Origin of the sequence: Desulfitobacterium sp. LBE, assembly GCF_007830365.1 — a bacterium.
GTDB classification, from domain to species: Bacteria; Bacillota; Desulfitobacteriia; order Desulfitobacteriales; family Desulfitobacteriaceae; genus Desulfitobacterium; species Desulfitobacterium hafniense.
Genome location: NZ_VLKD01000001.1, coordinates 2,144,906 through 2,156,977, shown reverse-complemented (window position 1 = coordinate 2,156,977; position 12,072 = coordinate 2,144,906). Strand labels below are relative to the sequence as shown.

7 protein-coding genes are annotated in these 12,072 nt (G+C 45.6%); 1 reads left to right on the top strand and 6 read right to left on the bottom strand.

The window, feature by feature from the left end; genetic code table 11:
* Positions 1-516 precede the first annotated feature (516 nt).
* Complete coding sequence (locus tag DESLBE_RS10230) at positions 517-2,766, top strand: cell wall-binding repeat-containing protein (protein ID WP_144676605.1); 2,250 nt, start codon at positions 517-519, stop codon at positions 2,764-2,766.
* A gap of 134 nt (positions 2,767-2,900) precedes the next feature.
* On the opposite strand, the gene DESLBE_RS10225 is transcribed toward DESLBE_RS10230, so the two are convergent.
* From DESLBE_RS10225 to DESLBE_RS10200, 6 genes are all read right to left on the bottom strand, one after another.
* Positions 2,901-4,262: an FMN-binding glutamate synthase family protein gene (locus DESLBE_RS10225; protein ID WP_144676603.1), complete on the bottom strand. Its 1,362-nt coding sequence runs from the start codon at positions 4,260-4,262 to the stop codon at positions 2,901-2,903.
* Between the two features lie 138 nt (positions 4,263-4,400).
* Positions 4,401-4,781 carry a RidA family protein gene (locus tag DESLBE_RS10220; protein ID WP_144676601.1) on the bottom strand — a complete coding sequence of 127 codons (381 nt, stop codon included), beginning with the start codon at positions 4,779-4,781 and terminating at the stop codon, positions 4,401-4,403.
* A 202-nt stretch (positions 4,782-4,983) separates the two neighbouring features.
* Positions 4,984-6,372 (bottom strand): tryptophanase, encoded by a 1,389-nt coding sequence (locus DESLBE_RS10215; RefSeq protein ID WP_015943364.1) that lies wholly within the window; start codon positions 6,370-6,372, stop codon positions 4,984-4,986.
* A gap of 129 nt (positions 6,373-6,501) precedes the next feature.
* Positions 6,502-7,860, bottom strand: coding sequence for an amino acid permease (locus DESLBE_RS10210; RefSeq protein WP_018213786.1), 1,359 nt, complete (start codon positions 7,858-7,860; stop codon positions 6,502-6,504).
* A gap of 246 nt (positions 7,861-8,106) precedes the next feature.
* Positions 8,107-9,729: a sigma 54-interacting transcriptional regulator gene (locus DESLBE_RS10205; protein ID WP_144676599.1), complete on the bottom strand. Its 1,623-nt coding sequence runs from the start codon at positions 9,727-9,729 to the stop codon at positions 8,107-8,109.
* A gap of 152 nt (positions 9,730-9,881) precedes the next feature.
* A complete protein-coding gene (locus DESLBE_RS10200; protein WP_144676597.1) occupies positions 9,882-11,975 on the bottom strand; it encodes a glutamine synthetase III in 2,094 nt (697 codons plus the stop codon).
* Positions 11,976-12,072: the final 97 nt, after the last annotated feature.

Sequence of the window (12,072 nt, the reverse complement as noted above, 5' to 3'; positions counted from 1 at the left end):
TATTATATTGAAAGGACCGAGAATTAGCCTGAGGAGTATCTAAAAAATTGACTTGAGGCTTAGCCGGCGAGAAAAGATGCATTTCATTCCCTCCTATATGGATAAACGAGTCATTACCCAATACACACTTACACATTATTATAATCCAAAATATTCCATTTGACTTATATAAGTTACTGATCAAGTTGTACTATTTTAGTTCTTTAAACAGAGGTTTATGCTGACGCCGAGCTTATCGAATCGATAGTATGAGGTATATTATATTGTATATCGTACTGTATATTATAATGTGTATATATGATATATAAATATGTCGGAAAAGTATATATTATTGATTCCCAATAATATACTAGTGACTTATGTGGATTATTGATATAACATTGATATTGCGTTCAGTGATTGCAAAAGGCAAGATAATGTATATATTTTATGTGTAATAATATATGCAAGATGCTGCTAAATAATGCAGTTGCCGACGCGGGAAATAGTATTATATTATAGGGGGCAGATATTCGAATGAAGAAGACAAGAGCTCGTGTCGTATCCAGTGTTATAGTTGCAGCTATGGTTCTTGGCACAGCTTTGCCAGCAGCCGTATTGGCTGACACCCAAGTACCTGCTGAAAGTAAAGTATCATTGAATCGTCTGCACGGTGAAAATCGTTTTGAAACTGCAGCGAAAGTTGCCACAGAAGGTTGGGAAACCTCTAAAGCAGCGATTCTTGCTTCCGGCAAACAGGAAAATTTGGTGGATGCTTTGACTGCAGCACCTTTCGCTAATTCTATTGATGCACCGATTCTTCTGACCAATGGTGCGGATATTCCGGAAGCAACCATTGAAGCACTTAAAACTCTAAAAGTAGAAGAAATTTACACCGTAAGCGGTGCCATTAAAAAAGATGCTTTAGAAAAGATTTTTAAAGAGAATAATTTAGAAATCGTCATTAAAGAAGAATTAGGCGGTAAAGATCGCTTCGAGACGGCTAAAAATATTGCCAGCCACCTTGACGATGTCGAGGGAATCATGGTAACCACGGCATATAAATATGCCGATGCGCTTTCTGTAGCATCTATCGCCGCTGCGAAGAATATACCCATCCTCCTGGCCGATCAGGATGGATTGCCTGAAATCGAGGCGGCATACCTTGATGAAATCAAGGATCAAGTGAAAGCAACCTATGTACTAGGTGGAGAAATACTGATCAGCGAAGAAGTATATGAAGAATTGCCCGGAACCGATGGTGAAAGCAAGATGCGTATTTTCGGCGATGACCGTTTTGATACTAACTTAGAAGTATTAAAAACCTTCACCGATCTGGAGTACAGCAAGGTTTATGTGGGCAATGGTTATGATGAGCATCTCGTGGACGCCTTAGTTGTGTCGGCTCTTGCTGCCAAAACCAATTCTCCTATCGTTTTGGCTCAAAAAGAGCTCAGCAAAAAAGCAGAAGATCTCTTGCTTCCTAAATTGGGGGAAAAGAGCATTGTGGCTGTAGGCGGAACTACTGCTGTTACAGACAAAGCTCTTACCTTTAACCATGTGCGTCCCCAAGATTTCGCTGTCATGCAGGCATCCGGTGTTAACGGTTACAATGTAGGACTTCAAATCGTTGATGGAAGCGCGCGGGATTTGGCAAGTGTTGAAGTGACCCTTTACAGAGGGGAAACCGTTCTTGCCAAAAACACCAGTATGAATAAGCTCTTTAATTCTTACCCCACCGCAACCCAGCTTTCCTCTCCTTTCAATATTGACGGAAACTTTTCTGCTGACGGTTACTGGTCTTACGGTAAGTGGAACGGAAGTGTTCTCGATATTCCTACCAAAGCAGTTATCAAAGTGACCTATTTGGATGGTCGTGTCTATGAAGTCGTTAATACAAAGCTTGCCGGTAATCCCGAAGATCTTAACCAAGAAGCCCTCAATCATGTCAAAGCTGAAGACTTTGGTGTAATGCAAGCGTCTGGAGTTAATGGCTATAATGTTGGGTTCTCTTTAGTGGATAAACTTCCTGTGGATTTGCAGAGCATTGAAGTGAGCCTGGTTAAAGTAGAAACGATTAAAGATGAAGATGGCGAAGAAGAGCAAATAAAAGAAACAGTCCTGGCAACCAATACAGCAACCCGTGCTAAAAATGCCAAGCTTTTTGAATTAACCGGCCAACAGCTTTCTTCTCCCTTCAATATCGATGGCTCTTTTGAAAACGATGGTTACTGGACCTATGGTGATTTCAACGGAACTATTGAAGATGTTCCTACCAAAGCTATCATCACCATTCAATACCAGGATGGACGTAAATTTACCGTTCAAAATACCGAGTTAACCGGGGATGCAAAACTTCTTGCCGCACCTGCTATCGTTTCCGGATTAGCTAAAGACTTAACTGTAGGGGAAACGGTCGATTTTGCGGTGACCACCGCTCCCAACAGCTTTGTCGCTGAGCCGGCAGCGGCTACCACCAAAGTTCGGGTCAAGATCACTTTAACCCAAGGGAATAAAGAGAACATGGTTCTTCAATATCTTGAAAATGACGGAACCTATCAAGCACTTCCTTTGGGTGCAGAGAACAGCGCCTTTTATGGTCCTGAAACCGGGTTCCCTTTCCTGAATGCTGCAAGCCAGTTCAAAGTAACCTTCAGCGAAGCCGGGACCTATAAGTACAACTTGGAAGTCGTGACCGTTGCCGAGGAAGGTCAGCAAAGTGAAGTCCTTGCTTCCACCAAAGGTGAAGTGGTGGTCACTAAAGCACCTGCAGAAGGCAACGAATAAGACGGCTTAGATAGAGAATTTACAGGGCAGTGCTTGAAAATGAATGAATTGGATACACTGTCGAAGAAACTAGTTAAGGAGGGGGATTGCCCCTCCTTTTTTCTGTCTAAAACAGCAATGAAAAAACTCCCGTGTTATCTGGCTGCCAGGGGGGAACCCCAGTAATTTACTGCCGGAGTGCCTGCATAGCCGATCTGAAGGTTTCTGGCCAGCTCAGGATCCAGGCAAACCAGGTCCTCCCGGCCCAGCTCTTGAATAGCTTTTTTACCCATGGCCTGCAAGGCCATTTTCAGCTCTTCCTGACAAGAGAGGAGGAAGTTCGCAAGGCACCGGCTTCCTTCTTCAATATCAAACTCCTCGGCAAGGGAGCCGTTATACAGTGCCAACTGATGAGCAGGATGCTGGGGAAGAGCTTTGGTGATTTGACTTTGGAGTGCAGCCATAATGGCGATGGACCCTATGTAGACGGCATCGGCGCCTAGAGCCAGGGCTTTGAGGATTTCGCCCGGAGTACGGAAACCTCCGGCTGCGATGACTGTGAATTGTTCCCTTAGGTTCTGCCCTTTCAGCCAATTGATCGTTCTTCCTAAGCCAAAGAGGGTAGGTAAGCCCATATCATCTTCCAAAGTGGGGGAAGAAGCTGCGGTTCCGCCTTCTTGACCATCGATACAAATAAAATCGGCCTCGGTTTTGGCGATGACTTCCAATTCCCTTTCCATAAAGTGGGTGGCGGCGATTTTGATTCCTACCGGAACAGAATACTCTTTTTTCAGCTTTTTGATGAGTTTAACGAGGTCTTCCGGTGAATTGACTTCAGGTAAGCGTGAGCTTTTTCCGGTGCTGCCTCCTTCATCGATTTGCCAGAGCACCCGGAGGTGTTCATCCATATCCTCTTCCTTTACGGAAGAAGAGACAGCACCGCCCCAGGCGCCTTGTCCCAGCTGAACTTCAATGGCATCCACCAGCCCCAGCTGCTCGGGAGAATTCAGCCAGCCGCCGCGATTATACTGACCGATCAGGAAATCGGCGGCCTCCCGCTCTTCCTCAGATACTGCCGATTCCCCGGTGTTGGTGGCTGTTCCGGCTGTTGAGGCCCCTTTGGCCAGAGCGATTTTCATGGGCAGATTCAGAGAACCTCCATAGGACATGCCGGTGATGAGAATAGGAGTATCCAGCTTGAGGGGCTTTTGAGCTTGGGGCCCGATGACCACCTTAGTGTCAATGGTCGTATCGTCCGGGGTAGGGAGCTCAAAAAGCTGTCTTGGGTTCAGCAACAACTGCTCCCAAGGGGATAAACGCAGGGGGCTGCCCATGGGTCTTGTCAGTGCTTTTCCTGTCTCTGCCCGAATCCCCGCTTCGATCACAGCCCGCAAAGTCAGTTTTTCAAAGGTTGTAGTCATGACCATGGGGTTATTTGGATAAGACTCGGTAAGCATGGTCTTTAGCATACCATCTGTTAAAGGGTTCATTAAGCGCAGCATCAATTCGTTAATCATGCAAAACACCTCTTTTGTTAAGTTGTTATAGTATGTGTCTTTTGCCAAGATTTATCGGCAAGCATAAAAAAACAGAAAGTATGCTGCATTAATAAACAACAGCCGCGACTAAAAAAGTCGTGGCTGCTGTTTCCTATGTTAGTCGGCTAAAGCAATAGCTTCAATCTCAATGATGGCATCCTTGGGGAGCCGGGCTACTTGTACTGCTGAACGGGCAGGCGGATTGGTTGTAAAGAAGGTTCCGTAGATTTCATTCATGGCGGCAAAATCGTTCATATCTCTCAGGAAAACCACCACTTTAACCACTTTACCCAGGGAGGTCCCGGCACTCTCTAAGATGTTCTTTACATTTTCCAGGGATTGCCGGGTCGCTTGACGTATATCGGTTTCTAATTCACCGGTGAGGGGATTAAGGGGTAATTGACCTGAAGTGAACACCAAATTTCCCGCTTTGATTCCTTGGGAATAGGGGCCGATAGCGGCAGGAGCCTTATCGGTGTGTAAAACATTGATAGACATAAATTAACCTCCTGTTTAAATGCTCTTGGAGCAAATTAAATAAATTTAAGGGGATTATGCAGATAGTGAGTTTATTATAACACTAACCGCAGGTGGATGCCTCAAAACAGCCTGAATGTTTTTGCATCATTGTTTGTCAATGAAAAGGAGGGAAGCCCGGAGCCCTATCGACAATGGGGTTCCGGGCTTCCGCTCAGTAATATTACTCGATGGGTGCCAGTGATGCCTGGAAGTGACGCAGAATGGGGGGTTCCCAAGTGATTTTATATCCGCGTTTAATAGTGTGAGCCCGTTCTTTAATTGCGATCAAGGCATCAGCCATAATGTCAAGATGGGCCTGGGTGTAGACCCGGCGTGGTATGGCAAGGCGGCTGAATTCAAAGTCGGCCTTTAGCTGTTCGCCGGTATCCGGGTCGTTGCCCAGCATATAAGAACCGATATCACAAGTCCGAATGCCGGCTTCTTTATAAAGCTCCACGCAAAGAACCTGACCAGGGAACTCATTGTAAGGAATATGGGGGAACATGGCAGCAGCATCAACAAATACGCCATGGCCGCCGACAGGGGACTGATAGGCAATACCGGCATCATCTAAGCGGGCTGCCAGGTATTCCATTTGACCAATTCGGTAACGGAGATAGTTTTCATCGATTCCCTCGTAGAGACCGATAGCCAAGGCTTCCATATCACGACCGGAAAGACCGCCATAAGTGAAGAAGCCTTCATAACTGATGCAATTAGCTTTGATTTTTAAGACCAGCGGTGAATCGGCATCTTTAACACCAAGGAGGCCGCCCATATTGACGATAGTGTCCTTCTTAGCTGACATAGTGAAGAGCTCGCCATAGCTGAACATTTCACGAACAATATCTTTAATGGATACGTCCTTGTATTCTGGCTCATCACGTTTGATGAAGTGAGCATTTTCCGCATAGCGGGCTGCGTCAATGCACATAGGAATACCATATTTTTTAGCTAAAGCAGAAACTTCACGAAGATTTTTCATGGAGACGGGTTGTCCGCCGGCAGAGTTGTTGGTGATGGTCATGACAACCAAACCAATGTTTTCCGGGCCCTTCTCTTTGATGACTTCTTCCATCTTGGCAACGTCCATATTCCCTTTAAAGGGAGCGCGTTTGGATGGATCTTTGGCTTCTTCTACCACGCAGTCAATGGGTCTGGCGCCAGACAAGATGACATGGGCGCGAGTGGTATCAAAAAACATGTTGGAAATTGCAAATTTACCTTCGCTGAGCAGTAAAGGGAAGACAACTTTCTCTGCTGCACGACCTTGGTGAACAGGTTGGATATAGCCAAAGCCAAAAATATCCTTGCCTGCTTCCATGAGTTTAAAGTAGCTGGAAGCTCCTGCATAGGCCTCGTCGCCTCTCATTACACCAGCCCACTGCTCCTGGCTCATGGCATTGGTTCCGGAGTCAGTCAGCAAATCGATGTAGCAATCCTCTCCTTTTAAGTTGAAAAGGTTGTAATTAGCCTTGGCGATTTTCTCTTCTCTTTCTTCTTGGGTAAGCATCCGCAAGGGCTCTACCACCTTAATTCGGAAGGGTTCGGGTACATACTTGATTGCCATAACAAATACCTCCATTTAATTTTATTCATACCCCGGTTATCGAAATGATGAGCGGTCGGTATTTGGCATAGTAGTTGGAACAAGTTCTGTCTTAATCTTTATGCAAGATTCATGCCAATGTTAAGGCTTTTATTTACTTTCTCTTGATTTTTTGATTTTGAAGCTAATCCAGAGGATAAGCAACCAGATGGGAAGAACCAATACAGCCATTTTCATGCTTTCAGTAAAGGCCATAAGGATGACAATCATCACAAGGAAAGCGGCGCAAAAGTAGTTTGTGTAAGGGTGTAGGGGGGTCTTAAAGTGAAGAGCATCGCCTTCACCCTGAGCGATTTTTGCCTTGCGGAATTTAAGGTTTACGATAATAATCGTAGTCCAGGTAATAACTGCGGCAATGATCGCCACAGCCATGAGATACGTAAAGATTTTGCCGGGCAGCAGGAAGTTGAGAATAACACCGACTAAGGTAATTCCGGAAGAGACCAGCACTCCGGCGACAGGAATCCCCCGTTTGTTTAATTTGGCAAAAAGCTTCGGAGCATTGCCTTGCATAGCCAGACTGTACAGCATACGTCCATTGCTGTAGACACCGCTGTTGTACACGGAAAGGGCAGCGGTTAGAACAACGATATTGAGGAGGGTTGCAGCCGCAGGAATTCCAATTTTAGAGAAGATCATAACGAAGGGACTTCCGTCAGCACCCACCTGATTCCAGGGATAAAGAACCATCAGGACAGATAAGGCTCCCACATAGAAAATAAGAATTCTCCACATAACCTGGTTGATGGCTTTAGGAATGGATTTTTTGGGGTTGTCAGCTTCACCGGCCGTGATACCGATGAGCTCAATTCCGCCAAAGCTGAACATGACCGGTACCAAAGAGAACAAAATACCAATCATGCCATTGGGAATAAATCCGCCGTGAATCCAAAGGTTATCAAATCCTGTAGCTTCACCGTTGATTCCAGAGAAGATAAGAAATAATCCGAAGACAATCATGCCGATAATTGCCACAACTTTAACAATCGCAAACCAGAATTCAAATTCACCAAAGGTGCCGACACTAATAAGGTTAAGCAGAGTAACGAGGACGAGGCAGACCAGAGCAGTTAGCCAGTGAGGGATGTCGGGGAACCAGAAATTGATATAGATCCCGACGGCAGTCAATTCAGCCATGCTTACGACGATATAATTGAACCAATAATTCCAACCAGAAAGAAATCCGGGAAATTCCCCCCAATACTTATAGGCAAAGTGACTGAAGGAGCCGGAAACAGGTTCATCGACGGCCATTTCCCCTAACATTCTCATGATGAAAAAGATAACTAATCCACCAATAAGATAGGAAAATGTGATTGCGGGACCGGCCAGCTCAATCGTTGCAGCAGAACCGTAAAAAAGACCTGTGCCAATCGCTCCTCCTAGAGCGATCATTTGGATATGCCGGTTTTTTAGACCGCGGTGCATACCGTTTTCTTGGTTGCTCATAAAATTTCTCCTCCCGATAATGTAATTGAATAGTACGTGCTTTATGATAATGCAAATCCCATGCCAAAAATAATTGCAAAACTATTAAATATTTTAGGATATTTTCTTGTATTTTGTAGGGTAACTGTCGAATCGTTGCAAGAGAATAACGACATACGTATCTAAAATAAAATGTGATAAGAAAAGTTGACAACTTTTCTTATCACATGGTGAAAAAATTTTGCACATTCTGCTTATTCCTTTAAATTATCCCTCGGGTTCATCCATCTTGCCAAGTCCATAGGAATTCATTTTGTTTAAAATTGTTGTATTGGAAACGCCCAGTATTTTACCCGCCTTACGCGAAGAAGGATGTTCCGCCAGCACCTTAAGTAAAACTTGACGTTCCACTTGAGCAACGATGTCTTTAAGAGGAGGCCAGGGTTCCGCAAAAGGAATGATAAGTTGATGAGCTATGTTTTCCGATTCAGACACAGGAAGCGCCGGAGCCAGATCCCCCCACTCATAGAAGGAATCGGGACTGATCTCTGAGTTCGAATTTAAATTAATAATTCTCTCCAGGAGATTCTCCAGTTGACGAACATTGCCGGGCCACTTCTGAGCCATGAGCAAATCCGTGCTTTCCTTGGTGAGGTGCACTTCGGATTTGCCAAGCTTTCTGGCAATCTTTCGGGTTAAGACTTGGGCGATCAAAGGGATATCTTCAGGTCTCTCCCGCAGTGAGGGAATATGCAGGGGAATCACATTGAGACGATAGTAAAGGTCTTCTCTGAATTGTCCTTTATCAATTAATTCCTCGAGGTTGCGGTGAGTGGCGGCAATGATTCGTACATCCACAGGAATTTCTTTTGAACCTCCGACACGGCGAATCGTTCCTTCCTGCAATACTCTAAGCAAGCGCACCTGAACCTGAGGCGTGATTTCCCCGATCTCATCGAGGAAAAGGGTGCCCCCGTGGGCCTGCTCGAAAAGCCCTTTTTTGCCCCCTTTAGTTGCTCCGGTAAAGGAGCCTTCCTCGTAACCAAAGAGTTCGCTCTCCAATAAGGTATCCGGTAAAGCCGCACAATTAATAGGTATGAAGGCTTGTTGGGAACGCGGGCTTTCGGCATGAATAGCTCTGGCGAACAGTTCCTTTCCTGTGCCGCTTTCCCCCCGCAGCAATATGGTTGAAGTCCCCCGTGCTACTGTTTTAGCAGTCTCAATGAGCTCTCTCATCCGCCGGCTCTCATAGATGATAGTGTCAAAAGATATGGATTGGGGCTTGCGTTCGACTTTGGAAAGGAGCTCTTCCACTTGACGAAAATCCTTGATGGTCATGACTCCGCCAATGATTTGTCCTTTTTTGTTGAAGATGGGGACGCCACTGGTCAAGAAATGAATTAATTTCTGATTTCTGCGGATTTTGCGTTCTTTTAGGCTATAAGGGATTCCTGTTTTCAGGGTTTCGAAAATCGGAGCATTTGCTTCAAACAAAAGTTCGGCGTCCTGGTTTAGAGCTTTCTCCGGAGTGGTATGAAAGATCCGTGCCGCAACCTCATTAATATGAGTTACTTCATGGTTGGTATTAACCGCGATAATGCCTTCGCTTACTAAATCGAGAATCGTTTTTAATTCCTGCTCGCGCTTCTCATAAGGCATGTAATCGGCCAGCTTCACGGATACGACACCTTGAACGGTGAGAAGGTCCTGAATGAGAGTAGCCAATTTTTCCTGATGAGAGCAACGGAATTTAATCATCATGTGGTGCCCATGGGTGACTTCCATGACGATTTTATCAGCGTTATGATCTTCAAAACGCAGAAATATATCATAACCAAGACCCGGGCGATCAATAAAGTCGATGCGTACGATAAATTCCAGGGATTCCATAGCCGTCACCCTTTCCAACTCTGATTTTGACCAAGGTGAATGATTACAATTCGCCACTATTATAGCATTAACATGTGAATCCTCCTAGAAAACATCTCAAAAAGAAAAAAGCCGGTGACTAACCGGCTAAACAAAGGGTAAGGTGAGATTTGCTATAGTCTAAACAGCATTTTAGTGTAGGAAGGCAAGGGCCACATGTCATAGTCCACAAGTACTTCCAGTTGGTCAGCTGTCTGGCGCAGTTCATTCATGGCTTTAAAGACCACGTCCCGGTAATAGATGCCTTGCTTATAGGCGTCTCCGTGAAGCTGTTTTGCTGCACAGGTTGCATCTTGAAGAGCTTTGGTTTTAAAACTGAGTTCCTTGAGCAAAGGGGATATTTCGTTGAGTAAAGACCTTTGCGCCAGTACCTCCGCTTCCGGGTCCGCTGTGCGGATGGTATTGATAGAATGAGCCAGTTCTGTGGAATAACGCATGACGGCGGGGAGAATTTGGCGCTTGGCGACATCCACCATGGTCAGGGCTTCAATATTGATGGTTTTGGAGTATTGTTCCAAATAAATTTCATAACGGGAGTGGAGTTCGGTGGCACTGAAGACGCCATGATGCTTAAAGAGTTCAATGGTTTTTTCACTGATCAGTGCGGAAATGGCTTCCACTGTGGAAGAGAGATTGGGGAGACCCCGTCTTGCGGCCTCCTTAACCCACTCTTCAGAGTAACCATTGCCGTCGAAGACGACACGGGAATGATGAATGGCGATTTCTTGAAGGATAGCTTGCAGCTCGCCATGGAAATCCTCAGCTTTTTCCAGGCGGTCAGCCATTTGCGAGAGCACTTCAGCGACGATAGTGTTGATCACTACATTAGGACCGGCAATGGAAAGGGAAGAGGGAACCATACGGAATTCAAATTTATTGCCGGTAAAGGCAAAGGGAGAGGTCCGGTTGCGGTCTGTGGAATCCTTGGGCAGGGACGGCAGGGTTGATACACCAATGGTCAATTCGCCGCCCTGTTTGGATGAGTTGGGTTTGCCGTTTTTAAGCTGCTCGATAATGTCGGATAATTCATCACCAAGGAAAATGGAGATAATGGCGGGGGGGGCTTCATTGGCTCCCAGACGATGATCATTGCCAGAGTTGGCTGCAGATGCCCGCAAAAGGTCGGCATATTCATCCACTGCTTTGATGACGGCACAAATGAAGGTCAGAAACTGTGCGTTTTCATGGGGTGTCTTACCGGGCTCCAGCAGATTAACTCCTTCATCGGTGCTTAAAGACCAGTTGTTGTGTTTGCCTGAACCGTTGACACCGGCAAAGGGTTTTTCATGAAGAAGGCAGGCCAGGCCATGGCGGTTAGCCACTTTGTGCAAGGTATCCATGACAATTTGATTATGGTCTGTAGCAATATTCGTACTGGTGAATATAGGAGCAATCTCATATTGGCCGGGAGCTGCTTCTTTATGTTGGGTTTTGGCCAGGACACCCAGCTTCCAGAGCTCGATATTGACTTCCTGCATAAAAGCAGTAACCCGCTCATTGATGATGCCAAAATAATGGTCTTCCATTTCCTGACCTTTGGGAGGTAGAACACCAAATAGGGTACGGCCTGTAAGCATGAGGTCCAAACGTTTTTGATGGTATTTTTTTTCAATGAGAAAGTATTCTTGTTCGGCACCGACTGTAGGAGTAACCCGTTTGGCTGTGGTGTTGCCGAATAAGCGCAGGATACGCAGGGCTTGTTTGGAAATGGTTTCCATGGAACGGAGGAGGGGGGTTTTTTTATCTAAGGCCTCCCCGGTGTAAGAACAGAAGGCGGTAGGAATGCAGAGGATAACTTTGCCTGCATCTTCTCGTAAAAAGGCCGGTGAAGTGCAATCCCAGGCAGTATACCCTCTGGCTTCAAAGGTGGAACGGATTCCGCCGTTGGGAAAGGAAGAAGCATCAGGCTCACCCTTAATCAGCTCTTTACCGGAAAACTCCATAATTACTTTGCCGTCACTGGTGGGGGAAATAAATGAGTCGTGTTTTTCCGCGGTAAAACCGGTCATGGGCTGGAACCAGTGAGTATAATGGGTTGCCCCGTTTTCAATTGCCCAATCCTTCATAGCGTTAGCCACGACTTCGGCCACTTCTAATTGCAGAGGAAGGCCTTCATCAATGGTTTTGTGGAGTGCCTTATACGTATTTTTGGGTAATCTCTCACGCATCACGGCGTCATTAAATACATTTTTACCGAAGAAATCCATCTCTTATCCTCTCCTTATTACGACTAAACAGAAAAAGACCCCCATTGGACTCTCTTGCGCAAGAAAATCTCTACTGAGCGTCTTAACTCTCGAAATG

Excerpts from the sequence above, each read along its gene's own strand:
- DESLBE_RS10230 (WP_144676605.1), top strand. The coding sequence starts at position 517 with ATGAAGAAGACAAGAGCTCGTGTCGTATCCAGTGTTATAGTTGCAGCT.
- DESLBE_RS10225 (WP_144676603.1), bottom strand. The coding sequence starts at position 4,262 with ATGATTAACGAATTGATGCTGCGCTTAATGAACCCTTTAACAGATGGT.
- DESLBE_RS10220 (WP_144676601.1), bottom strand. The coding sequence starts at position 4,781 with ATGTCTATCAATGTTTTACACACCGATAAGGCTCCTGCCGCTATCGGC.
- DESLBE_RS10215 (WP_015943364.1), bottom strand. The coding sequence starts at position 6,372 with ATGGCAATCAAGTATGTACCCGAACCCTTCCGAATTAAGGTGGTAGAG.
- DESLBE_RS10210 (WP_018213786.1), bottom strand. The coding sequence starts at position 7,860 with ATGAGCAACCAAGAAAACGGTATGCACCGCGGTCTAAAAAACCGGCAT.
- DESLBE_RS10205 (WP_144676599.1), bottom strand. The coding sequence starts at position 9,729 with ATGGAATCCCTGGAATTTATCGTACGCATCGACTTTATTGATCGCCCG.
- DESLBE_RS10200 (WP_144676597.1), bottom strand. The coding sequence starts at position 11,975 with ATGGATTTCTTCGGTAAAAATGTATTTAATGACGCCGTGATGCGTGAG.